The sequence below is a fragment of the Streptomyces sp. CS113 genome, assembly GCF_002188365.1.
GTDB classification, from domain to species: Bacteria; Actinomycetota; Actinomycetes; order Streptomycetales; family Streptomycetaceae; genus Streptomyces; species Streptomyces tendae.
Genome location: NZ_KZ195574.1, coordinates 273,164 through 295,506, shown reverse-complemented (window position 1 = coordinate 295,506; position 22,343 = coordinate 273,164). Strand labels below are relative to the sequence as shown.

Here is a 22,343-nt window from a genome sequence, read left to right as displayed (position 1 = left end):
ACCCGGTGGACCTGCTGGTCGGCTTCTCCAACGCGGCGGCCGCGGCGGCGACGGTGGACCACCTCGTCCGGCGCGCGGCGCCACGGTGGACGTCCCGCACCGGGACGTGGGGTACCGGGCCGTCGCAGGCGAGAGCACCCGAAGCGTGGCGTACCGGACTCCCGTGGGCGGGGACACCCGAGGCGGCCCCGGGTGACCCCATGGGTCACGCGCGCGCCGCCCACACGAGCCCGCGGCCGACGATCGCCGCCGTCTGCGGCACCCGGAGGTCCGCGACGCGGTGGCCGAGGGTGCAGACGAAGACCCGCCCCGCTCCCCAGCGGCGCGTCCACACCACCGGGAACTCGACGGGTTCGTGCCACGGGTCGGCCGGGCCCGGGGTCAGCACGGACGTGGCCAGGACGGTGTTGAGGGAGTCCGTGACCACCCAGTAGTGCTCGGTCTCCACGTCGTAGTCCGTGACGCCCTCGACGATCTCGCCGTCCCGGTCCGGCGCGGCGGCGATGCGCACGGTGAACTCCTGGAACCCCTCCGGGTGCCACAGGAAGCGGCCTCCGAGCATCCGCAGGTAGCGCGGGTTGGCGACGTTCGTGGCGACCACGCCCCCGTGCCAGCCGGCGAAGCCGGTGCCCGCCTCCACAGCGTCGACCAGGTTGGCCTCCTGAGCCGCCGTCAGGTCCCCCGCCGACCACGAGTGCACGACGAGGTCGGTCGCGGCGAGCAGGCCGGCGTCCTCGTACACCGCGAGGTCCTCGGCCACCTCGACCTCGAACCCAGCGTGCTCCAGCGCGGGCATGACCGACTCGGTGCAGCCGACCGGGTCGTGCCCCTCCCACCCGCCGCGGACCACCAGGGCCTTTCGCATCCTCATGTCCTGTTCCCTCCGCGCGCCCTCGACGCGCTCTCGTCGTGTCCCCGGCGCAATCTCATCGCGCCTGCGGCGCCAGGGCCGGCAGACCAGGTCCTGTTCCTGGCCCTCCAGGGCGGGGAAGACCCGCGCGACGTCCGCGTTTTCGCCGAGCCTCACTCCGGTCAGGCCCTCGTCGGTCTCGAGCAGCAGCACCGGCACCTCGGTGACACCGGCGGTGACGACGCCGTTCACGTCGCCCACCGGCCGCCCCCACGCGTGGACCGTGGCAAGGGGACCGGTATCCGGTGATGCGCATCGCTCTCCCACGGGTGGGTCGTAACTTGTCATACGAGTGATGACTTTAGCGTGTTCGGCTAACCTGGGCCATTGGGCAGCCGGGCCGGGCGAACCTGCACGAACATGGGGAGTCTTTGACCAGATGATCAAGCCATCCGCGGACACCACTGCCGTGTCCCGACCTCAACGGCGCCGGCCGCCGCTCGCTGCGGCCGTCGTCCAGAGCCTCGCCACGGCCATCGTGCTCGGTGAGTACCCGCCCGGCACCGTGCTGCCGTCGGCGGGTGAGCTCTGCGAGGAGTACGAGGTGAGCCGGACCGTGATCCGGGAGGCGACGACGACGCTCGCCGAGAAGGGACTGGTGGCGACCCGTCAGGGCTGGGGGACCGTCGTCCTGGGTCAGGACCAGTGGAGCCTGCTCGACCCACTGGTCCTCGACGCGCTGTTCCAGCGCGAGGACCGCCTGGTCTACCTGGACAACCTCATCGAGATCAGGACCACCCTGGAGTGCGCGATGGCCGCTCGCGCCGCCGGACTCATCGAGGCGGAGCAGTCGGCGGCGCTCTCCGCCAAGCTCGACGAACTCGCGGGCCTGATCGACGACCCCGAGGCGTACTCGCGTGCGGACATCGAGTTCCACGAGATCATCCACTGCGCCTCCCGGGACGCGTTCGGACGGGCCATCGTCTCCAGCATCCAGGACAAGGCCGTGCGCTCCCCGCAGTACAGCGGGGACCCGACCCGCGAGGACATCGAGCTGACCCACGAGGCACACGCCCGGGTCGCCGCCGCGGTGCTCGCCGGGGACGGCGAGGCGGCCGCGGAGGAGATGCGCGAGCACATCACGTCCTCGTGGGCCCGCCGCCGGCCGGCCGACGCGCCGGACGCGAAGGACGCGTAGGACGCGCGACGAACAGGCCGAGGGACCCGGCTCCGGACGGCTCCGGGGGGCCGGGGCTCCGGCACGAGCCGCAGACCGGCGTCGCGCGGACGCAGGTGCCGGCACCGCTTGTTGTCAATGGACTGCTTTACCAGTCAACAGGCTGACGGCTAGGGTGTGGCGCCATGAGTACTCGGGACGCATCGGTATGGGCCAGTGCCGCACCGGCGCCGGCCGTGCTGCGGGCGGGCGCGATCCTCGACGCGCTGGCGGACGCCCGCGGCCGCGCACTGTCGCCCGCCCAACTGGCGGCCGCCGCGGGCGGCATACCGCGAGCCTCCGTCGTCAACATCTGCGCGGCCCTGCACGAGAGGCAACTCGTCCGGGCCGTGGAGGGCGGCTTCGTCCTCGGACCGGGGCTGCTGGGGCTCGCCCAGTCCTACCTGGACGCCCTCGACCCGGTACACGCCTTCCGGGAGCAGGTGGGCCGCCTGGGCGACCGGGAGGAGACGCTGCAACTGGCCACCATGGACGGCACGGACGTCGTCTACCTGGCGGTGCACGAGGGCACCGTCCTGATGCGCCTCACCAGCAGGGCGGGCGCGAGACTCCCGGTCACCTGCACGGCGCTGGGCAAGGCCATGCTGGCTGGCCTGGACGACACCGGCGTGCGTGAACTGCTGTCCGGCCGTGAGCCGTTCGAGGCCCGTACACCCTGGTCGATCACGACCCTCCACGCACTGCTCGCGGACGTGCGCGAGGCGCGCTCGGCCGGTCACGCCGTCGACGACCAGGAGACCGCCGAGGGCATCGTCTGCGTCGCGGCGGCCGTGCCCGGACCGCCGACGGGCGGCCGGTCCTTCGCCGTCAGCTCCTCGCTGCTCAAGTCCCAGGCCACCCCCGAGCGGGTGGCGGCGCTCGCCGCGCTCATCAAGGGTGTCGTACGACGGATGGGCGGGGCGGAGTGAGGTGGTGGCGGTCGCCTCACCGTCCGGGACCGGGGGCGGGCCCGGACCGGTCGGGAAGGTAGCGGGCGACCTCGCCCGCGGCGTGGTCGGCGAACATCGGTCCGGCGGTGTCCGGGTCTCCGTGGCGCAGGACGTCCAGCAGGTCGGCGTGGTGCTCGGCCATCGCACCCCAACTGCCTGCGTAGCGCGGGTCGCCGAGCACATGCAGGTCCCACATGCTGGACTTGATCATGCGCCACAGACGGATCATCGCCGCGTTGCCGGCCGCTTCGCACACAGGCCGGTGAAATGACATGTCGCCGTCGCGGAAGGCGCCGATGTCGTCCTCGGCCGCGGCCCGGCGCAGTCGGGCCACGTCCTCGGCGAGCAGCCGGGTGGGCTCGGCGTCGAGCCGGCCGGTCACCCGGCGGGCCCGTCCCTGACCGGTCGGCCGACGAGCGCCCCCGGGCAGCGTGCGGCACGCGCCGCTGTCCGGGGTGCGGTGCGCGTGATCGGTCCCGAACCCGTCCGTGCCGAGGGCACCGAGCACCCGGTGAGCGTCGAGGGCGCCGACGCCGACCACCCGAACCGGCCGCGAACACGTGGCGAGCGAGTTCACCCGCCGGCGCTCAGCTCGTTGACGGGGTACCGCGCAGGCTCTCCCGTCAGGACCCGTACGGCCTCCTCCGCCGCGATGGTGCGGACGGTGCCGATGGCTTCCTCCGAGTAATAGGCCGCGTGCGGGGTGACGATGACGTTGGGCAGTTCGAAGAGGGGGTTGCCCGGCTGCCAGTCGCGTTGCTTGGCGGGTTCCTCCTCGAGGTCGTCCAGCGCCGCGCCGGCGATCCACCCCTCGGTCAGCGCCTCGTACAGCGCCGCGTCCGCCACGATCGGCCCGCGTGCCGTGTTGACGAGAAGGGCGGTGGGCTTCATCCGGCGGAGCGTCGCACGGTCGAAGGTGTGGTGCGTCTGCGGGGTGAGCGGAGCCTGGACCACCAGGTGGTCGACCCCCTCCACCAGGGCGTCGAAGGAGACCGGCCGGACCTGCCGGGCGCGGATCTCGGACTCGTCGACGAACGGGTCGTGCGCCCACACTTCGACACCGAAGGCTCGCGCCCGCTCGGCGACGAGCCGTGCGATGACGCCGAAGGACAGCAGGCCCAGCACCTGTCCCCGGAGCCGGTGGACGGGCCTGCCCGTCTTCCAGTGCCATTCGCCCCGGCGCGTGGCCCCGTCGTAACGGCAGATCTTGCGGGCCGCCGCGAGCCACAGCGCCACGGCATGGTCGGCGACCTCGTCGGCACACCAGTCGTTGGGCGCGTTCGTGACCTGGACGCCGTGCCGCGTCGCGGCGGCCACGTCGACGATGTCCACGCCGGTGCCGTAGCGGGCGATCACCCGGCAGTGCGGCAGCGCCTCGATGGCGCGGGACCCGACGCGCGCGTACTGGGTCAGGATGGCCCCTGCCTCCCTGCCCGCCTCGATCACCTCGTCCTCGCTCTTGCACTGCGCGGCGACGAGCCGGAGTCCGGCGCCTTCGACGATCGCGCGTTCGATGTCCACGTCGCCGAAGTCGGAGTCGGCGATCAGGACCGTTCGGCCGGGGTCAGTGCGAGTCACGCGGAATCCCCTTGGTGTGGACGAGGTCCTGGTAGGAGACGGCCAGTTCGAGGCAGCCGCCACTGTCCAGCTGACCGACCGTGGCACGGTAGATCTCCTGCCACGGCGTCTGGTGCTCCAGCGCCGGAGGTTCGTGCCGGGCCATCCGCTCGGAGATCTCTTCCTCCGGCAGGAGGACGTCGACACGTGCTCGGTCCAGGTCGATGCGGATGCGGTCACCGGTGCGCAGGACGGCGAGGTTGCCGCCGACCGCCGCCTCGGGGCTGGCGTTGAGGATGGACGGCGCGTCCGACGTGCCGCTCTGGCGACCGTCCCCCAGGGCGGGCAGCGCGGTGAGGCCCCGGCGGCTCAGCGAGGCGGGAAGCTCCATGTTCACGACCTCGGCCGAGCCCGGGTATCCGACCGGCCCGGTGTAGCGGATGACGAGGATGCAGTCCTGGTCGATGTCCAGTTCCGGGTCCTCGATGCGGGCGTGGTAGTCCTCGGGGCCGTCGAAGACGATCGCCCGGAACTCGAAGACGGACCTGTCGTCGGGGCCCGGCAGGCGACGGGACCGGAAGTCGTCGGTGATCACCGACGTCTTCATGATCGCGGAATCGAACAGGTTCCCGCTCATGACGAGGAGTCCGCCCCGTGCGGTCACGGGATCCTCCACGGGGCGGATGACCGCCGGGTCGGCGGACGGGGCGCCCCGCAGGTTCTCGGCCACGGTACCGCCCGAGACCGTCACCGCGTCACCGTGCAGGTGCCCCGCCGCCAGCAGCGACCGCATGACCGCCGGGACCCCGCCGGCGCGGTGGAAGTCCTCGCCGAGGTACTCGCCCGCCGGGGCGAGGTTCACCAGTACCGGGATGTCGCGGCCCACGCGCTGCCAGTCCTCGTTGGACAGCTCCACCCCCACATGACGCGCGATGGCGTTGACGTGGATGGGCGCGTTGGTCGACGCGGCGATGGCCGACGCGACGACGATAGCGTTCTCGAAGGCCTGCCGGGTCATGACCTTGCGCGGGGTCAGGTCCTCACGCACCACGTCCACCGCCCGGCGGCCCGTGTCGTAGGCCATCTGCGCCCGCTCCGCGGACGGGGCCGGGATGGCGGCGCAGCCGGGGAGGGACATGCCCAGGGCCTCCGCCAGACTGTTCATCGACAGCGCGGTGCCCATCGTGTTGCAGTGCCCGGTGCTGGGTGCGGAGGCGGTGACGCGCGCCATGTACTCGGCGTAGTCGATCTCCCCACTGGCGAGCAGGCGTTTCGACTGCCAGATCACCAGTCCCGAGCCGGTCCGCATTCCGTTGTGGTAGCCGTTGAGCATGGGACCGCCGGACAGGACGATCGCCGGGAGGTTCACCGTCGCCGCCGCCATCAGGCACGCGGGGGTGGTCTTGTCACAGCCCGTCGTCAGGACCACGCCGTCGAGCGGATATCCGTAGAGGATCTCGACCAGCCCGAGATAGGCCAGGTTGCGGTCCAGCGCCGCGGTAGGTCGCTTGCCCGTCTCCTGCAACGGATGGACGGGAAACTCGAACGGGATCCCGCCACCGTCCCTGACCCCGTCCCTGACCCGGTCGGCGAGGCCGAGATGGTGCCGGTTGCAGGGGACCAGGTCGTTGCCCGTCTGGGCGATGCCGATGATCGGCCGCCCCGACTGGAGCTCCGCCGCCGTGAGGCCGTAGTTCAGGAACCGCTCGAGATACAGGGCGGTCATCTCGGGGTTGGCCGAGTTGTCCCACCAGGCCCGGCTGCGCAGCTCCCGGGGCGGTCCGTCCGTCTGCGACATCCGGGCTCCTCAGGCGTCCTCGCCACGCACCACGAGGACGGGGCACGGCGCGTGCTGAACGCAGTGCTGCGCCACCGATCCCAGCAGCAGCCCGGCGAATCCCCCGCGACCCCGGCTTCCGACCACGAGCAGGGACGCCCCCTGCGCCGCTTTCAGCAGCACCCCGGCCGCGGTGCCGTAGTGCACCTCGGCACGCACCTCCACCGGGGGCTGTGAACCCACCGCCTCATCGACGGTCTGGGTGAGTTCCTGCCGGGCCCGGGCCTCCAGCGCGCCTTCGTCGCTGCTCGACGGCGGCAGCCAGCCCAACGCGCCGTGGAACTGCGGAAACTCCCAAGCGGTCACCGCGGCGACCGCAGCGCGCGTGGCCTCCGCCTGACGCACCGCCCAGCGGACGGCCTGTTTCGACGAGTCCGAGCCGTCCACTCCGACCACGATGCGGCCCGTTTCCTCGCGCTGGTCAACCATGAACGCTTCTCCGCTCCACGCTGGCGGACGGCCTGCGGGCATTGGTGGTCCCCGGCCGCAGGGGTCACTCACAGTATTGCCCGGCCCCGCCGTACGCGCAGTTCGGCGACCCGGCCCGCCCCGCGGCCCGCGCACGCCGCCGACCCGGCGGCCTGGTTTGCGGGCCGCGCCGGCTTCGGTGACTCTGGGTCATGAGCACCAGGCGCAGGCGGGCTGCTGAGGAGCGAACTGTATGTACGATCCCGACCCGCCGTTCCGGCATGTGCGCCGGCCGGACGGCTACCTGCCCCTCGAGGACCTCGGTCTGATCGGGGACGGCACCACCGCGGCGCTTGTCGGCCTCGACGGCACCATCCCGTGGATGTGCCTGCCCCGGTTCGACTCCGACCCCGTCTTCTCCGCGCTGCTGGACCACGCCCGGGGCGGCCACTTCACCGTGACGCCCGAGAATCTGCGCGAGGCCCGGCAACGGTACGAACCCGACACCGGGGTGCTGCACACGGAACTGCGCAGTGACACCGGACTGGTGCGTGTCACGGACGCGCTGGCCCTGCGCTCCGGAGCCGACCTGTCCGACGACGCGCCGTCCGGCCGCGGGGAACTCGTCCGGTCCGTACTGGTCCTGGAGGGACGGGTACGCCTCAAGGTGGAGATGGAGCCGCGCGGCGGCGCCGACGCCCACCAGCTGTACAGCGGACTGGAGGTACGGCCCGCCCGCAACGAGGGTCTGCGCCTCCACCTGCGTTCCAACCGCCCTCTGAGCGGCTTGCGGACCGTGCAGGACCTGGAGCAGGGCGACCGGCTCGACCTCGTCCTGTCCTGGGGGCGCTTCCACCGCCACCACCGCTTCGACCCCGACGCCATGCTCCACCAGACGGCGGACGCCTGGCGGCGGTGGATGCGCAACTGCGACTACGCCGGCCCGCAGGAGGCACTCGTCAGGCGGGCCGCGATCACCCTGAAGCTGTGCGACGACTGGGCGAACGGCTCGCTCGTCGCCGCCCCCACCTCCTCGCTGCCCGCGCCCATCGGAGGCGTCCGCAACTGGGACTACCGCTACGCCTGGATCCGGGACGCCGCCTTCGCGGTCTTCGCCCTGCGCCGCATCGGCTTCGGCGGCGAGGCCGACGCCTTCCTCGGCTGGGTCCTCGACGCGTTCGAGCGCAGCCGCCGGCCGCTCATCATGTACACCCTGGACGGCGGCCGGGTACCGGACGAGATCGAGGACGCCGGGCTGGAGGGATACCGGGGTTCCTCGCCCGTCCGCTGGGGCAACGGCGCCGCCGACCAGCGTCAGCATGACGTGTACGGCGAGATCCTGGACTGCGCCGATCAGTGGCTGCGCCGGGGCGGCGAGATACAGCCCGCCATGTGGGCCAGTCTGGCCGGGCTCGCCGACACGGCCGCCCACGCCTGGCGCCGGCCGGACCAGGGGCTGTGGGAGATCCGCGGCGAGGGCCGTCCGTTCACCTACTCCGTCGGCCTGTGCCAGGTGGCCCTGGACCGGGCGGCCAGGATCGCGGAACGCTACGGCCTGCCCGGCAACGTCGGCCAATGGCGGCGGGAGGCGGACCGGTTGCGTGAACTCATCCTGGAACAGTCCTGGGACGAGGACGCGCGGACACTCAGCGTGTACATGGACGGCGGCGGCGTCCTCGACGCCAGTCTGCTGAATCTGCCGCTGCGCCGGGTCGTGCCGGTCGACCACCCGCGCATGGTCGCGACCACCCGGGCCGTCGCCGAACGGCTGTCGGCCGGCGGCGGACTGCTCTACCGCTACCTGCACGACGAACATCCCGACGGCCTCCCCGGCGACGAGGGCGCCTTCGTCCTGTGCAGCTTCTGGATGGTGGACAACCTGGTCGGCCAGGGCCGTCTCGACGAGGCCGAGGAACTGTACGACTCGCTGTGCTCACGGGCGAGCCCCCTGGGGCTGCTGTCGGAGCAGATCGACCCCACGACCGGAGTATTCATGGGCAACGCACCCCAGGCCTTCAGCCATATCGGGACCATCGCCAGCGGAGTCAATCTCGAACGGGCGAGGAGTGCCGCGCGATGACCATCCGACGACTCGTCGTCTTCGGGGGGACGGGCGACCTCACGGGCCGCTATCTCCTGCCGGCACTGGCCGCTCTGTACGCGGCGGGACACCTCGACGACCGGTTCACCCTGCTGGCCGCCAGCAGGGAGGACTGGAACGGCGCACGGTACCGCGAGTGGGCCGAGGAGCAACTCGACCGTCACGCAACCGGTTTCCCGGCCGACGCCCGGCAAGCCGTCACGGCGTCGGCCGACTACCGCAGGGCCGACGTCACCGATCCCGCGGACGTGGCCGCGGCCGTCGCCGGTGACGACCCGGTGGCCGTCTACCTCGCCCTCCCGCCGGCCCTCTTCCCGGCGACGGTCACCGCGCTCCACCGGGCGGGACTGCCCCGGGGCAGCCGCATCGTCCTGGAGAAGCCCTTCGGGGAAAGCCTCACCGACGCACAGGAACTCAACGGGCTGCTCTCCGAACTCCTGCCGGAGCGCGCCGTCTTCCGGGTGGACCACTTCCTGGCCATGACGACTGTCCAGAACGTGCTCGGCAGCCGGCTCGCCAACCGGGTGCTCGAACCGATCTGGAACAGCACCCACATTGCCGAGATCGAGATCGTCTGGGACGAGACCCTCGCCCTGGAGGGGCGGGCCGGCTACTACGACCAGGTCGGCGCGCTGAAGGACATGGTGCAGAACCACCTGCTGCAACTGCTGTGCCTGGTCGCCATGGAACCACCGCTCACCCTCGGCGAGCGGGACCTGCGCGACCGCAAGGTCGACGTCCTGCGATCGGTGCGGCCGCTGACCGACTACGACGTCGTACAGCGTACCCGCCGCGCCCGCTACTCGGGCGGACGAGGCGTCGACCACGAGGTGCCCGCCTACGCCGACGAGGCCGGGGTCGACCCGCGGCGCCGGACCGAGACCTTCGCCGAGATCACCTTGGAACTCGACAGCTGGCGGTGGGCGGGCACCCGCTTCCGGCTGCGCAGCGGCAAGGCCCTCGGCAGGGACCGCAAGGAGGTCGCGGTGCGCTTCCGTTCCGTCCCGCACCTGCCGTTCGGGCAGGACCAGGACGTCCGGCCCAACGTGCTGCGCTTCGGACTGGAACCGGAGAGCCTGAGCATGGATCTGACCGCGACGGGGTCCCGTCCCGAAACACTCAGCCAGCTCTCGTTGACCGCCCGGATGGACGCCCCCGACCTGCCGGCCTACGGCCGTCTGCTGCTGGACGTCCTGCGGGGCGACCCGGCCCTGTCCATCCGCGGCGACGAGGCCGAGGAGGCGTGGCGTGTCGTCGAGCCGGTCCTGTCCGCCTGGGAGATGGGGCTGGTGCCCCTGGAGGAGTACCCGGCCGGCTCGCAGGGACCACCGCCACGCCACGCCACGCCCGAGCGGCGGGACGACCTGCTGCACGAGGAGTCGGTCATGCCGGCGGAGTGAGCACGCGGTGGTCCCTCGGCCGGCCGAAGGACCACCGCCGCGCGCACGAACGCGCACGCCTGGGGCGGACCCGGCCGCACACGGGCTGAACGCACGGCCGACCAAAGGCGGGACATCAGCCCACGGAGAGCCTGATCAGCCCGTCGTGTGCGTGCGGTGCGCCCTGCACCGTCACCGCGACGTACCGGACCGACCCCGCACGGGTGAGCCGGCGTACCCGTCCGCGGCCGTCCAGGGTCCCGGCACGCCGGTAGCTCACCCCGTCGGTGCTGAACTCCACCAGGGCCGCCGGGGCCGCCCCCGTCTTCCACTGCGCCTCCACCCACCGCACCTCGGTGCGTGCGCCGAGGTCGACCACCATGCGGCCGTCCCGGCCGGGGCGCCACGCCGTCTCCGGGTCGCCGTCCACGGCGGCGTCCGGACGGGACATCCCGGTCGGCAGCGGACTCGTCGGGAAGGTGTTCCGGCCCAGGGCGTGGTCGTGGTGCGGGAAGGCTTGTGCGCCACGCAGCGTCACCCGGGTCTCGCGTTCGCCCCGCACGGTGGCGTCGGTGCCGCGGCCCTGCGCCTCGATCCGCAGCCGGCAGTGCGCGCCGGACAGGAGCAGGGTCGCCCCGTCCACCACCCGGACCCGCAGCCCGGACGGCAGCGACCGGCCCGACAGCGCGGTGAGGGTGAAGCGCGGCGCGAGCAGCGCGGCCGACGCCGCGTCCAGCCGCGCGCGGTAGTCGACACCCTCCCGCGTCACCGTCTGCTCGCCCTCGTAGACCTCTCGGCGTCCGCCCTGCTGGGGCACCACGACCCGCGTCTCCACCTCGTCGGCCGAGAGGTTGAACAGGGCCAGGTACCCGTCCGTCCGCGCCGCGCGGACCCGGTCGTCCGCGGCGCGGGCCGCGGCGCTCTCCGCCAGCACCCGCAACTCGTCGGCGGACACCCCGCAGTGGCCCTCGATCACGACCGGTCCCCGTGCCCCCTCGGCCGGGACGATCGTGTCGGCGTACACGGCCAGCGTGTGCTCGTCCCCGCCCCGTACCACCAGGCCCGCACGGCCGTCGACGTCGAGCCACCCGCCGCGACTGCGCAGCGACGGGGCCGGGCCGGTCGCCAGATCGGTCCACTGCTCGCCGTCGGACGATCCCTGGATCCGATACGAGCGGCCGGCCGCCGCCTCCCAGCGCAGCGTGACCCGGTCCAGCGCACGCTCGGCGCCCAGATCCACGGCCCACCAGCTGTCCGCCCGCTTGCGGTCCTCGCGGGAGACCGCCCAGCGGCTTCCACCGTCACCGTCCACGGCCAGCTCGGGCCCCATGCCGGCCGACCGCGACGAGGCCGTCGCCGTGCCGCCCCGCGCGAGGTCGGGGCCCTCGGCCCCGTCCCGCGCCTCGACCGCGTACAGCGAGTACCCGTACGTCGGATCGGGCTGTACCCCCAGCATGCGCAGGTGCCGCACCGTCGTCCCGGGGAAGGTCAGTTCGTCGACGCGCCCCGCCGCCGAGGACGTGGCGTCCTGCGCGCGGACCGTGGCCGAACCCTCCGCGAACCGGTAGGTGCGGCTGCCGTCGAGTCCTGCCAGACCCGGCATGGTCAGGTTGTGCACCTCCAGCCGCGACCCGGCCGCGACCGGGCCCTCGCACGCGTAGACGACCCCGCCCGTCGGGAGCGTCGCGTACCCGGCCAGGCCCTCGCCCAGCCGCAGCACCGTGACGCTGCCGTCGAAACCGTCCCGCAGCGCGGTGTGCACGCGCACCGTCCTGCCGGTCACCTCCGCGGCCGTCGAGGGCAGGAACATCGGGGTGTCGCCGCCGAGCCGGAACAGCCAGTCGTCGTGCGCCGGCTGCCAGGCGAACTTCACGAACCCGGGCTTCGTCACCGCACCCGCCCAGGCCGCGGGGGACTGGTGGGACACCAGACCGGGACCGGTCCCGAAATCGGTGACTCCCGACGCGTGCGCGAACAACTCCTCGCGCGACAGGGGACGCACCCGCGGCCCCGCGTCCGGCCACACGTGCAGCAGATAGCTGATGGCGAGTTCCGCCCGCGCCTCGGGTTCGTACTTCGGCTCGCCCGAGAACTTCGCCAGCCGGTACTCCGGCGGGTACGCCTGGTAGGCCTCGAGCCGCGAGGCCAGCTCCGTCTCCGCGCGGGCCGCCGCCCGGTCCCCCACGACCCGGGAGAGGAAGGCCAGCGGTATGACGTCCCTGCCGTACAGGTGCTCGCGGTCGTCCACCATCGGCATCAGCGGCTCGCCCGCGTCCGACATGACGCCCAGCAGCGTCCGCCACAGTGGCTCCGCGTTGGGCTGCCGGGTCAGGACCTCGGGCAGCGGCCGGCCCGCCGCGAGGAAGTGCGCCGCGTTGCGCCCCGAGGTGCGCCACATCTCCGCCTGGTAGTGCGGCCCGAACGAGCCGTGGTTCTCGACGATGAAGGTGTCGTACGCGTTGTGCGCGGTGTTGCGCGAGACGGGGACCCCGTCCACCCGTGCCGGGTTGGCCAGGTCGGCGGGCGGCAGGCCGCCCTCGTTGCGCGACCAGGTGCCGTAGTCGGTCGCCCACTCGGAGCGGCGCCGGTCGTCCGGCGCCCAGGCCAGCGCCGGAGCGAGGGTCTGCGCGTAGAGCCCCATCTCCTCCAGCTTGGTGTCGCCGACGTACCCGCCGTTGAGGCCGTTCGGGGTCCAGTCGCCGGAGTACGGATCGTCGCCCGTGCCCAGGGAGTGCGTGTACGCAGCCTGTTCGCGGGTGATGGTGTCCACCGCGGAGCGGGTGCCGGCGTCGAGGTCGTCCCACAACAGGTGCGCCGCGAGGACGAAGTACGACTGGAAGGTGGTGTCGAAGAACAGCGTGCGGCCCCACTGGGTGCCGCCCGTGAGCCGGTTGGAGGCGGCGAAGTGGCGCAGGGTCGCCAGGGTGCGGCGCCTGAGCGTCTCCCGGTCGATGCCGGCCGCTTCCTCGTCGAAGGTCCCGTGCGTCAGCAGCACGGCGTGGCCGAGGACGACGGCGAATCCGAAGTTCCGGTCGGTGTACGTCCCCTTGGCCTCGTCCCACTGCGTCTCGGACCAGCGGGTGTGCCGCAGGAGCACGCGATGGTACGTGGCCGCGACGTCGTCCGGCGGGTCGACGGGCCGGGCGGAACCGGAACCGGAACTGGAACCGGGGCCGGAGGCGGGGGAGTCGGCGACCGAAGGGGACCCCAGCGCGGGTTGGAGGGCGGCCGCGGCGCCGGTCGCGCCGAGGAGCCGCAGCAGGGGCCTGCGGCCGAGGGGGACGGAAATGGGGCCCATGATGGTCCTCTTCACCAGACGACAACGTTGTCAGCGGGCTCATCCTCGGACGCCCCGGAGCAGCGTGTCAATGGGTGTGGATCGAGCGGCCCGAGCGGGTCCGAGCGGTGCCCCTCAGCCCCGCTGCGGTGTCCGGTCGTGCTCCCGGACGGCGATCCTGGCCAGTTTGGTCAGCATCATGCCGTTGCGGACCTCGACGAGGTAGTCCACGGGCAGTCCGTGCATCCGGATGCCGGGACCCCTCAGCGCGTGCCAGTCGAGAACGAAGAGTGTGGCATCACCCCATGGCATCAGCTTCATGGCGATGCGCGCTGCGCCGAACGGTTCGGCCTTCGCCTCCAGTTCCAGGCGACGCCCGGGTTCGCAGACGCGCACGACGCAGGTGTCGTCGAGGACCAGCGGGCCCACACCGACCCTGACGCGCAGCCGGGCGCCCACCTGCGGCCAGTGCGGGTCCGCGGCGAGGACCTGCTGGGTGCCGGTCACCCATTCCCCGTAGCGGTGTCCGTCGGACAGCAGGCTCCAGACCTCGGACGGGGTACTCAGGATCAGGCGGCGGTTGCGGGCCAAGCTGAACACGCTCCCTCGGGACGACGGAACGCCGACACTAGCCCGGTGATCCGGCCGCCCCGGGGAACGCGCCGGGACACGCGGCCGTCCGGAGGAACACCGCGGGAACGGGCCGTCGCGTTCGGCTGCCGAGCCCCCCGGGGACCCCGGCTGCGGCCCTACGCCTCGGAGAACCGCCGCGCCAGGTCCCGGTGATGTGCCGATGCCGACCGCCCCTGAGCGGGACCGATCGCCGACCCCGGCATGCCGCTCAGCCGTTCGACCTCGTCGGCGAAGCGCAGGTGCTCGCGTCGCGCGTGCTCACGGCAGGGGAGGCAGGTGACGCGATCCGGGCGCGCCGAGGTCGCCGCGTACGGCACGCGCAGCCCGCACCCGGTGGTGACGACACCGGGCAGGTCGCCGGCCAGGCCGAAGGCGGAGGCCAGGACGTTGCGGACCGCGGCGTCGTCGGAAGGCACCTTCGCCACCACGTGCACGTGCGGATCGTCCCCGCTCACGGGTCCTCCCTCACCGGTGCGGGGTCCGCGCCGGCTCACCGGCACGGTGCGCTTCGCGCGGGTCGCTCCGCCGGCCGAGCCACTGCTCGGCGTCCCAGGCCCGGAACCGCTCGACCTCGGTGAACCCCAGCTTCGCCGCGAGGCGCATCGAGCCGGTGTTGGCGGTCTGGGTGGTGAGCACCACCGGTTCGCCGGGCAGGACACCGTCGAGCCAGTCGAGTGCCGTCGCGCACGCCTCGGTGGCGTATCCGCGTCCCCATGCCCGCGGCAGGAACAGATAGCCGAGATCGACCTTCCCCACGGCGGCCGGGCAATGGTGTTCCGCGGTTCGCCTGAGCAGGATCTGGCCGATCATCGCCCCGTCGAGATCGACGACGAAACTCCCCGGCCACCGGGCGGGTGTTCCGGGCAGCTCCCGCTCAAGCTCCTCACGCGGCCGGGGGCCGCCGAGATGGGTGTGCACCTCCGGCGACGCCAGCAGCTCGACGAACGCCGCACGGTCCCGGGCCTCGGGAGCACGGAGCACGAGTCTCGCGGTCCTGATCGGCGCGGGCGGCCAGGCGATGGAACCCAGGTCTGACATGCGCGGAGGCTAACAGCCCCGGGCCCACCGCAGGGTCGGGTTCCGCGCGTTGTGCGCGTACGGCTGTCAACCCTGACGATCGTCAAGGGCCGGTGTAGCCGTTCGGCCCGGGTTCCGCGCGGCACGCGCTTCTACGTTCAGATCATGGAACGAGAACCGCGAAACAAGGTTGGGACCGGACGGCTGCTCGGCGTGCCGGCCCTTCTGGGTGGGGGAGCAGGGGCGGTCGCGTGGCTGTCCCCCGGCGGACTGGGCGAGCCCGGTGCCGTAGAGGTGACCAGTGGGGCTTCGGCGTCCGCGTACCGGTCGGTGACGGGGGTGTTGGCGGACGCGCCGGCGTGGACGGGGGCCGTTCTGGAGGTGGCCACCGAGGGTACGCTCGTGATCCTGGGACTGCTGCTGCTCGCCGTGTGGTGGACGGCGGTCCGCCGCAAGGACGCGCGAGCGGCCGCCGGGACGGTACTGACCGGGCTGGGCACCGTGGCGGCCTACGCGGTGAGTGAGGCGGTGAAGCTCGTGGTGGACGAGGAGCGTCCGTGCCGGGCGCTCGGCGCCGGGGTCGAGGCGGTCGCCGAGTGCCCGGTGGCGGGGGACTGGTCGTTCCCGAGCAACCACGCCACCCTGGCCGCCGGGCTGGCGGTCGGCCTCACCGTGCTGCGCCCCCGCCTGGGCGTGGTCACGCTGCCGCTGGCCGGGGCCGCCGCGCTCCTGCGCGTGCTGGTGGGGGTGCACTACCCGCACGACGTGCTCGCCGGCGCGGCGCTCGGCGGGGCCGTGGTGGCCGCGGTGCTCCTCGCGTCGCTGCCCCTCGCCCAGCGGGTGGCCTCACGGTGGGGACGGCCGCGGCGCGATGATGCCGGCCTCGTGGGCCACGACCGCGGCAGCGGCCCGGTTGTCGACGCCCAGCCTCGCCAGGATGGAACTCACGTGGGCCTTGACCGTCCCCTCCACCACATGGAGTCGCCGGGCGATCTGCCCGTTGGACAGGCCGCCGCCGAGCAGGGCCAGGACCTCTCCCTCCCGGGCGGTGAGCGCCGCGACCCGCCGGCGGGCGGCGGAGCGCCGGCCGGCCAGGGCGCCCGCGCCCGTGGCGGCGAGGTGCGCGACGACCCGGGCCGCGACCTTCGGTGACAGGTAGGCGGCGCCCTCGGCCACCGCGCGGACTCCGGCGACCAGTTCCTCGGGTTCGCCCGACTTGATCAGGAAGCCCGCCGCACCGCCACCGAGCGCCTCGAGGATGTAGTCGTCCTCGCCGAAGGTCGTCAGCATGATCACACCCGTGCCCGGCACGGTGGCGCGGATCTCCGCGGCGGCGTCGATGCCGTTGACGCCCGGCATGCGGATGTCGAGGACGGCCACCGTGGGACGATGCCGTCGGACCAGTTCCACGGCGTCGCGCCCGTCGGCGGCCTCCGCGACGACGTCGATGTCCGGATCGGTGGCGAGGACGGCGCGTACCCCGGCACGGATCATCGGCTCGTCGTCGGCGATCAGCACCCGGATCATCGCGCGCTCACGGGGTGACCGTGTCCAGGGACACCAAGGTGCCCCGGCGGAAGCAGAGCCGGTAGGCGTCGCCGGACCGGTCGTCGAACCGGTCGGCGGTCATCGCGTAGTACTCGCACGTCGTGCCGTCTCCCGTGGGCTCGTCGGCCGGCTGTCGGTGGTCGGTCTGCCGCTCCGGAAGGAGACGCCGTACCTCGGATCGAGGTTGCCCCACCTCCAGGCGGGCGTAGTCCCGGGGGTCCAGGACCGACTGCGCCGCCGACCTCGTCTCCCAGACCACGACCGCCCCGCTCAGCAGGGCTCCCGTCACGAGGGGCACCATCACCGCGGCCACCGCGGTCCGGCCGAGCCGTCGCCGGGCACGGCGGTGTTCCTGCGGCAGGGTGCCACCGCGGGGGACCGGGGGCGCAAGCGGCGGCTGTGCGGGCGGCGAGGGGGCGTGCGGGATGCGCGCGACGACCGCGTAGCCGCCGTCGCGCGGTCCGTGGCCGAAGGAACCGCCGGCCAACCGCACACGTTCTTCGAGGCCGATCAGGCCTCGTCCGCCACCGCCGGGCGGGAGGTGCCCGCAGGCCGGGTCCGACGGCGGGCCGTTCGCCACGACGACCTCGGTTTCCGTCGCCGTGTGGGTCACGCGGGCGGTCGCCCTCGCGCCCCGCGCGTGTTTGGCCACGTTGGTGAGGGCCTCCTGCACGACCCGGTGAGCCGCCCGCCCGACCACCGGCGGCAGGTCGTCCGCCTCGCCGTCGATGCGCAGCTCCACGGCGAGCCCGGCCTCGGCCGCCTCGGTGGTCAGCCTGGTGAGACTGGACCCGTCGGCGCCGGGCGCGGTGGTGCCGGTCTCCTCCCGCAGGACACCGATCACCTCGCCGAGGCGGTCCACCGCGGCGGCCGCTCGCGCGCGGATGTCCGCCGCCGCCCGCTGGTGGTGTTCCGCGAGGTCCGGCGCCAGCTTGAGCGCGCCGGACGCCAGCGCGATCAGGCTGAGGTCGTGGCCGAGTACGTCGTGCATGTCCTGCGCGATGCGCGCCCGCTCGCGCGAACGGGCCTGGTCGGCGATCAGCCGCTGCTCGCGCTCCAGTTGACCGGCACGCTCCCACCCGGCCCGGACGAGCTGCCGGTACTGGCACCAGAACCGGCCCGCGAACCAGGGCAGCATCGTGGCGGCGACCACCACGGTCACGAACCGGCCCGCCAACGGGAGCCACGCGGGAACGACCGACAGGGCGGTCACCCCGGCCGCGAGGATCGCGACCAGGGCGAGCGCGGTCGGAGCCGTCCGCCCGGGCCGCCGCCCCGCGAGGAACGCGGTGACGGCGGTCGGGACGGACCACCACAGGTTCGTCGCGCTCAGACCGGCCGTCAGCGCGGTGGCCGCGGTGAGCAGGGTCCCGGGGTCTCGTGCCCACCGCGTGACGGCGGTTCCGGGGTCCCGAGTCCACCGCGTGACGGCGGTTCCGGGATCTCGAGTCCACCGCGTGACGGCGGCTCCGGTCGTCGGTGCGGTCACGCTGTCGGTCGTTGTGCTCTCCACGGAGGCGACGGTACGGACCTCGGGTCCCGTCCGACCACTGCCGAAAGTCCAATCCGCGCCCGCCCCGCCCCGCGCCGCGTCGGCCCGCACGCCGGACGGCGGCCGTCCCGCCCGACGAACGTGTTCGTTACGATCGGGACCATGTCAGAGAGAAGAGACCCGGTCAGCCGCCGGGAGCGCCCGGCGAAACCCGCGCTGTCCCGGCGGTGGATCGTGGACACGGCGGTGGCGATCATGCGCGCGGAGGGCCTGGGGAAGGTCACCATGCGCCGCCTGGCGCAGGAGCTGGACACCGGTCCCGCCTCCCTCTACGTCTACGTGGCCAACACCGCCGAACTGCACGCGGCCGTACTGGACGCGCTGCTGGGCGAGGTCGACCTCACCGGTGCGGGCGCCGAGGACGACTGGCGCGAGCAGCTGCGCGCCGTGCTGACGTCGTACACCCTCGTCCTGTTCGCACACCCTCAGCTCGCCCGGTCGGCGCTGGTCGCCCGCCCCAGCGGCGAGAACTACCTGCGGCTGGTGGAACGGATCCTCGAGCTGCTCTCCCGCAGCGGAGCCCCTCGGGCACAGGTCGCCTGGGGCGTCGACAAGCTCTTGCAGGACGCCACCGCCACCGCCGCCGAGCACGCGTCCCACGAGCACGACCCGGCGTCCGTCGACGACTGGAACTCCACCGTCCGAGCCCTGCGCGCCGCGGACCAGACCACCCACCCCGCGATCACCGCGCACATGCCCGACCTGATCGGCGGCTCCGCCCAGGACCGCATGCGCTGGTCCTTCGACGTCCTCGTCAACGGGATCACCCGCACACCCGTCCCCGGCCCGGCGCAGGGCACGGCCGGCTGAGAGCCGCCGGGCACATCACGGCCACAACACGCCCCGGCACACCACACCACGCCACGCCATGTAGACCGGCCGACCGGCTGGTCGGACGACTCACGACCCGCTGCGAACTTGTTCGCTACGAACATGTTCGTTAAGCTTGAGGCGGGGCGACCGAAGGTCCGCCCCCCCCCGTACCCCGCCAGCGCACCCTCCGGAGGCCGCCATGAGCAACGAACACCACCCCGTCGCGATCATCGGCGGCGGCCTCGGCGGTCTCACCGCCGCCCGAGTCCTGCACGTCAACGGGATCGAGGCCGCGGTCTTCGACCTGGAGGCGGGCCCGCAGGCCCGCACCCAGGGCGGCATGCTCGACATCCACGAGGAGAACGGCCAGCAGGCGATCCGCGCCGCCGGCCTCTACGACGAGTTCCGGAAGATCATCCACGGCGGCGGTCAGGCGATGCGGGTGGTCGGCCCCGACGGCACCGTCCACGTCGACATGGCGGACGAGGGCAACGGCGGTCGTCCCGAGGTCGACCGAGGCGACCTGCGGGACCTGCTGCTGAACTCCCTGCCCGACGGCACCGTCCACTGGCGCCGCAAGGCCACCGGCGCCCGGCCGCTGGGTGACGGCCGGCACGAAGTCGCCTTCGCCGACGGTTCCACTCTCACCACCGACCTGCTCGTCGGCGCCGACGGCGCCTGGTCCCGCATCAGGCCGCTGCTCTCGGACGCCGAACCCGCCTACACGGGCATCTCCTTCGTGGAGACCGACCTCCACGAGGCCGACACCCGCCACCCGCGGGGGGCGGCCCTCGTCGGCGGCGGCTTCTTCATCTGCCTCGGTGACCGGCGCGGCTTCCTCGCCCACCGCGAGACCGACGGCAGCCTCCACGCCTACACCGCGCTCAAGGTGGACGAGGGCTGGCTCGACACCATCGACTTCACCGACCAGGCCGCCGCCAAGGCCGCGGTCCTCGCCCACTTCGACGGCTGGGACGAGGGTCTGCGCGGCCTGGTCGCCCACGCGGAGACCATCACCCCGCGCCGTATCCACGCCCTTCCCGTCGGTCACCGCTGGGAGCGGACGCCCGGCGTCACCCTGCTCGGCGACGCCGCCCACCTGATGTCCCCGTTCGCGGGCGAGGGTGCCAACCTCGCCATGTACGACGGTGCCGAACTCGCCCTCGCCCTCGCCGCCCACCCCGGCGACACGGAGGCCGCGCTCACCGCGTACGAGCGGGCGCTCTTCCCGCGCGGTGAAGCCTCCGCCGTCGAGTCCGCCGGCAGCCTGGACGCCATGTTCGGCGAGGACGGCCTGGAGCGAATGATCGGCTTCTTCACCTCCGGCCCGACGGAGGGTGCCTGAACACAGGGCCACACCTTGCCTGGCCTATCGAAAAACGATAGATTCCCATCGTGGTTCGATCGAAGGAGTGGCGATGGGAAAACTGACCGTGCTCGCACTGCGTGCCGTGCTCGTGGCACTGCTCGCCGGATCGGTGTTCGTGCAGACGGTGATGGCGGTCCTGCTGGCCGTCGACGTCGAGGACAGCGACCTCTCCGGCCGAGTCGTCCCGATCCTCGCGATCGTGGTCCTCGGCGTGGTGGCGGCCCAGGTGGTCCTGGTCTGCGTGTGGCGGCTGGTGACGATGGTGCGTCGCGGCACCGTCTTCTCCCTCGCCGCGTTCCGGCACGTGCATCTGATGATCGGTGCGTTCCTGGCCGCCTCGCTGCTGGTGTTCGCGCTCGGGGTCGTGCTGGCTCCGGGCGAGGCCGTCGCTCCGGGGATCGTGCTCCTGCTGGGCGGAGCCGCACTGGCCGTCTTCGGGGTGGCGCTGGTCGTCCTGGTGCTGCGGATGCTGCTCGCCCAGGCCGTCGCGCGGGACGTGGAGGCGTCGCGGATGCGGGCCGAGCTGGCCGAGGTGATCTGATGCCGATCGTCGTGGACATCGACGTGATGCTGGCCAGGCGGAAGATGTCGGTGGGCGAGCTGGCGGACCGGGTCGGCATCACCCCCGCCAACCTGGCCGTGCTCAAGAACGGCCGCGCCAAGGCGGTGCGGTTCACCACGCTCGCGGCTCTGTGCGAGGTACTGGAGTGCCAGCCGGGGGACCTGCTGCGCTGGGAGACCGGAACACCGGCACAGACCGTCGACTCCGGTACGGCGTCGGCCGGTCCGGGCTCCTGACTTCCGCGCACCGCGGCGGCAGCGAGGGGCGGACGTCCTCGGCCGGTCCGGGCTCCTAGCTCCCGCGTCCCGCTGCCGGGCTCACCTCACCGCCCGGTGGAGTCGGCCGCGGACCGCCGCTGCCCGGCGTGCAGGGAGCCGAGGAGTGCCAGGGCGTGAGCGGACGGGCTGCCCGGCTCGGCGTGGTAGATGACGAGTTGCTGCCCCGGCGCGTCGCGGACGTCGAAGGACTGGTACGTCAGTGACAGCGCGCCGGCCTCCGGGTGGAGCAGCTCCTTGGCGTCCCGCGTCTTGCCGCGCACGGAGTGCTCCGCCCACAGGCTCCGGAACACGGCACTGTGCTCGGTGAGCGTGTCCACGAGGTCGCGCAGACGCGGGTGTTCGGGATCGAAGCCCGCCGCCTGGCGCAGGTTGGCGACGACGGCTTCGGCGGCCCGGTCCCAGTCCCGGTAGAACTGCCTGCCCGCCGGGTCGAGGAAGATCATGCGGGCCAGGTTGTCCGCCGGCGTGAAGGGGGTGAAGAGTGCGTCGGCCAGGGCGTTGGCGGCCAGGAGGTCCAGGGCGCGGTTCATCACGAAGGCGGGGGTGTGGGTGTAGCCGTCCATCAGCTGACGCAGCGCCGGACCGACCTGTTCGGTGACGTGCGACGAGCCTCGGCCGGCCGGTGCCACCCCGGCCAGGCGGTGCAGGTGGAGGAGGGCGTCCGTGTCGAGGAGCAGCGCACGCCCGAGAGCGTCCAGTACCTGCGCGGACGGATGACGCTCGCGTCCCTGCTCCAGCCGGGTGTAGTAGTCGGCGTTGACCCCGGCCAGGACGGCGACCTCCTCGCGGCGCAGCCCGGCGACCCTGCGCACACCGTGGCTCGCCATGCCGACGTCCTGCGGCCGCAGCCGGGCGCGGCGTGCCCGCAGGAACTCCCCGAGGTGGTTGTCGTCCATGCCCCCAAGGCTAGGCGGTGGACCGCCGTCCTTCCCGGGTGTGCCGCACCCAGGCAGCGAACGCCCTGGCAGCACCAGGGCGGCCTGCGCAGACTCGGTC

General features: G+C 73.0%; 20 protein-coding genes and 1 pseudogene. 9 read left to right on the top strand and 12 right to left on the bottom strand.

Annotated elements, in window-relative coordinates; genetic code table 11:
• Nucleotides 1-205: 205 nt before the first annotated feature.
• On the bottom strand, nucleotides 206-1,111 hold the full coding sequence (locus tag B9W62_RS01045) for a ThuA domain-containing protein (protein ID WP_306426446.1): 906 nt from the start codon (nucleotides 1,109-1,111) through the stop codon (nucleotides 206-208).
• A 178-nt stretch (nucleotides 1,112-1,289) separates the two neighbouring features.
• On the opposite strand from B9W62_RS01045, the gene B9W62_RS01035 reads away from it, so the two are divergent.
• Nucleotides 1,290-2,048 (top strand): FadR/GntR family transcriptional regulator, encoded by a 759-nt coding sequence (locus B9W62_RS01035; protein ID WP_179235291.1) that lies wholly within the window; start codon nucleotides 1,290-1,292, stop codon nucleotides 2,046-2,048.
• 164 nt (nucleotides 2,049-2,212) lie between these two features.
• Nucleotides 2,213-2,995: an IclR family transcriptional regulator gene (locus tag B9W62_RS01030; protein WP_087804238.1), complete on the top strand. Its 783-nt coding sequence runs from the start codon at nucleotides 2,213-2,215 to the stop codon at nucleotides 2,993-2,995.
• Between the two features lie 16 nt (nucleotides 2,996-3,011).
• On the opposite strand, the gene B9W62_RS01025 is transcribed toward B9W62_RS01030, so the two are convergent.
• Genes B9W62_RS01025 through B9W62_RS01010 form a run of 4 tightly spaced genes read right to left on the bottom strand, consistent with a single transcriptional unit; the run spans nucleotide 3,012 to nucleotide 6,839 of the window.
• Nucleotides 3,012-3,593, bottom strand: coding sequence for an FCD domain-containing protein (locus tag B9W62_RS01025; protein ID WP_256976154.1), 582 nt, complete (start codon nucleotides 3,591-3,593; stop codon nucleotides 3,012-3,014).
• Complete coding sequence (locus B9W62_RS01020; RefSeq protein ID WP_179235290.1) at nucleotides 3,590-4,594, bottom strand: C-terminal binding protein; 1,005 nt, start codon at nucleotides 4,592-4,594, stop codon at nucleotides 3,590-3,592. Before B9W62_RS01020 ends, B9W62_RS01025 begins: the two co-directional genes overlap by 4 nt.
• On the bottom strand, nucleotides 4,581-6,371 hold the full coding sequence (locus B9W62_RS01015) for an IlvD/Edd family dehydratase (protein WP_087804237.1): 1,791 nt from the start codon (nucleotides 6,369-6,371) through the stop codon (nucleotides 4,581-4,583). Before B9W62_RS01015 ends, B9W62_RS01020 begins: the two co-directional genes overlap by 14 nt.
• A 9-nt stretch (nucleotides 6,372-6,380) precedes the next feature.
• On the bottom strand, nucleotides 6,381-6,839 hold the full coding sequence (locus B9W62_RS01010; protein ID WP_087804236.1) for a universal stress protein: 459 nt from the start codon (nucleotides 6,837-6,839) through the stop codon (nucleotides 6,381-6,383).
• 232 nt (nucleotides 6,840-7,071) lie between these two features.
• Between B9W62_RS01010 and B9W62_RS01005 the strand changes: the two genes are divergently transcribed.
• Both B9W62_RS01005 and B9W62_RS01000 read left to right on the top strand, forming a co-directional pair.
• Nucleotides 7,072-8,898, top strand: a complete 1,827-nt coding sequence (locus B9W62_RS01005) for a glycoside hydrolase family 15 protein (protein WP_087804234.1) — start codon at nucleotides 7,072-7,074, stop codon at nucleotides 8,896-8,898.
• Nucleotides 8,895-10,319 (top strand): glucose-6-phosphate dehydrogenase, encoded by a 1,425-nt coding sequence (locus B9W62_RS01000; RefSeq protein ID WP_087804232.1) that lies wholly within the window; start codon nucleotides 8,895-8,897, stop codon nucleotides 10,317-10,319. Before B9W62_RS01005 ends, B9W62_RS01000 begins: the two co-directional genes overlap by 4 nt.
• A gap of 115 nt (nucleotides 10,320-10,434) precedes the next feature.
• On the opposite strand, the gene B9W62_RS00995 is transcribed toward B9W62_RS01000, so the two are convergent.
• The 4 genes from B9W62_RS00995 to B9W62_RS00980 form a co-directional block, all read right to left on the bottom strand.
• Nucleotides 10,435-13,596: a discoidin domain-containing protein gene (locus B9W62_RS00995; protein WP_087804230.1), complete on the bottom strand. Its 3,162-nt coding sequence runs from the start codon at nucleotides 13,594-13,596 to the stop codon at nucleotides 10,435-10,437.
• Between the two features lie 114 nt (nucleotides 13,597-13,710).
• Nucleotides 13,711-14,166, bottom strand: coding sequence for an SRPBCC family protein (locus B9W62_RS00990; RefSeq protein ID WP_087804228.1), 456 nt, complete (start codon nucleotides 14,164-14,166; stop codon nucleotides 13,711-13,713).
• A gap of 158 nt (nucleotides 14,167-14,324) precedes the next feature.
• The gene (locus B9W62_RS00985; protein WP_087804226.1) at nucleotides 14,325-14,663 is read right to left on the bottom strand and encodes a hypothetical protein; all 339 of its coding nucleotides are present in this window, start codon (nucleotides 14,661-14,663) and stop codon (nucleotides 14,325-14,327) included.
• A 10-nt stretch (nucleotides 14,664-14,673) separates the two neighbouring features.
• Nucleotides 14,674-15,246, bottom strand: coding sequence for a GNAT family N-acetyltransferase (locus tag B9W62_RS00980; RefSeq protein ID WP_179235289.1), 573 nt, complete (start codon nucleotides 15,244-15,246; stop codon nucleotides 14,674-14,676).
• A 144-nt stretch (nucleotides 15,247-15,390) separates the two neighbouring features.
• Between B9W62_RS00980 and B9W62_RS00975 the strand changes: the two are divergent.
• A pseudogene (locus tag B9W62_RS00975) lies at nucleotides 15,391-16,029 on the top strand (phosphatase PAP2 family protein); the annotation flags it as partial.
• Nucleotides 16,030-16,071: 42 nt separating this feature from the next.
• On the opposite strand, the gene B9W62_RS00970 reads toward B9W62_RS00975, so the two are convergent.
• Both B9W62_RS00970 and B9W62_RS00965 read right to left on the bottom strand, forming a co-directional pair.
• Nucleotides 16,072-16,752 carry a response regulator transcription factor gene (locus B9W62_RS00970; protein WP_087804223.1) on the bottom strand — a complete coding sequence of 227 codons (681 nt, stop codon included), beginning with the start codon at nucleotides 16,750-16,752 and terminating at the stop codon, nucleotides 16,072-16,074.
• A gap of 7 nt (nucleotides 16,753-16,759) precedes the next feature.
• Entirely contained in the window at nucleotides 16,760-18,286 is a 1,527-nt protein-coding gene (locus B9W62_RS00965; protein WP_179235288.1) for a sensor histidine kinase, read from the bottom strand.
• Nucleotides 18,287-18,427: 141 nt separating this feature from the next.
• On the opposite strand from B9W62_RS00965, the gene B9W62_RS00960 reads away from it, so the two are divergent.
• The 4 genes from B9W62_RS00960 to B9W62_RS00945 all read left to right on the top strand — a co-directional run bounded on the left by B9W62_RS00960 (nucleotide 18,428) and on the right by B9W62_RS00945 (nucleotide 21,305).
• A complete protein-coding gene (locus B9W62_RS00960) occupies nucleotides 18,428-19,135 on the top strand; it encodes a TetR/AcrR family transcriptional regulator (protein WP_087804219.1) in 708 nt (235 codons plus the stop codon).
• 202 nt (nucleotides 19,136-19,337) lie between these two features.
• Entirely contained in the window at nucleotides 19,338-20,483 is a 1,146-nt protein-coding gene (locus B9W62_RS00955) for an FAD-dependent oxidoreductase (RefSeq protein ID WP_087804217.1), read from the top strand.
• Nucleotides 20,484-20,556: 73 nt separating this feature from the next.
• Complete coding sequence (locus B9W62_RS00950; protein ID WP_087804215.1) at nucleotides 20,557-21,048, top strand: DUF2975 domain-containing protein; 492 nt, start codon at nucleotides 20,557-20,559, stop codon at nucleotides 21,046-21,048.
• The gene (locus B9W62_RS00945) at nucleotides 21,048-21,305 is read left to right on the top strand and encodes a helix-turn-helix domain-containing protein (RefSeq protein ID WP_087804213.1); all 258 of its coding nucleotides are present in this window, start codon (nucleotides 21,048-21,050) and stop codon (nucleotides 21,303-21,305) included. The genes B9W62_RS00950 and B9W62_RS00945 overlap by 1 nt, the downstream gene beginning before the upstream one ends.
• A gap of 86 nt (nucleotides 21,306-21,391) precedes the next feature.
• On the opposite strand, the gene B9W62_RS00940 is transcribed toward B9W62_RS00945, so the two are convergent.
• On the bottom strand, nucleotides 21,392-22,243 hold the full coding sequence (locus B9W62_RS00940) for a helix-turn-helix transcriptional regulator (RefSeq protein ID WP_087804211.1): 852 nt from the start codon (nucleotides 22,241-22,243) through the stop codon (nucleotides 21,392-21,394).
• Nucleotides 22,244-22,343: the final 100 nt, after the last annotated feature.

Excerpts from the sequence above, each read along its gene's own strand:
- B9W62_RS00995 (WP_087804230.1), bottom strand. The coding sequence starts at position 13,596 with ATGGGCCCCATTTCCGTCCCCCTCGGCCGCAGGCCCCTGCTGCGGCTC.
- B9W62_RS00980 (WP_179235289.1), bottom strand. The coding sequence starts at position 15,246 with ATGTCAGACCTGGGTTCCATCGCCTGGCCGCCCGCGCCGATCAGGACC.
- B9W62_RS00970 (WP_087804223.1), bottom strand. The coding sequence starts at position 16,752 with ATGATCCGGGTGCTGATCGCCGACGACGAGCCGATGATCCGTGCCGGG.
- B9W62_RS01000 (WP_087804232.1), top strand. The coding sequence starts at position 8,895 with ATGACCATCCGACGACTCGTCGTCTTCGGGGGGACGGGCGACCTCACG.
- B9W62_RS01010 (WP_087804236.1), bottom strand. The coding sequence starts at position 6,839 with ATGGTTGACCAGCGCGAGGAAACGGGCCGCATCGTGGTCGGAGTGGAC.
- B9W62_RS01005 (WP_087804234.1), top strand. The coding sequence starts at position 7,072 with ATGTACGATCCCGACCCGCCGTTCCGGCATGTGCGCCGGCCGGACGGC.
- B9W62_RS00960 (WP_087804219.1), top strand. The coding sequence starts at position 18,428 with ATGTCAGAGAGAAGAGACCCGGTCAGCCGCCGGGAGCGCCCGGCGAAA.
- B9W62_RS00950 (WP_087804215.1), top strand. The coding sequence starts at position 20,557 with ATGGGAAAACTGACCGTGCTCGCACTGCGTGCCGTGCTCGTGGCACTG.
- B9W62_RS00940 (WP_087804211.1), bottom strand. The coding sequence starts at position 22,243 with ATGGACGACAACCACCTCGGGGAGTTCCTGCGGGCACGCCGCGCCCGG.
- B9W62_RS01030 (WP_087804238.1), top strand. The coding sequence starts at position 2,213 with ATGAGTACTCGGGACGCATCGGTATGGGCCAGTGCCGCACCGGCGCCG.
- B9W62_RS00955 (WP_087804217.1), top strand. The coding sequence starts at position 19,338 with ATGAGCAACGAACACCACCCCGTCGCGATCATCGGCGGCGGCCTCGGC.
- B9W62_RS01035 (WP_179235291.1), top strand. The coding sequence starts at position 1,290 with ATGATCAAGCCATCCGCGGACACCACTGCCGTGTCCCGACCTCAACGG.
- B9W62_RS01015 (WP_087804237.1), bottom strand. The coding sequence starts at position 6,371 with ATGTCGCAGACGGACGGACCGCCCCGGGAGCTGCGCAGCCGGGCCTGG.
- B9W62_RS00945 (WP_087804213.1), top strand. The coding sequence starts at position 21,048 with ATGCCGATCGTCGTGGACATCGACGTGATGCTGGCCAGGCGGAAGATG.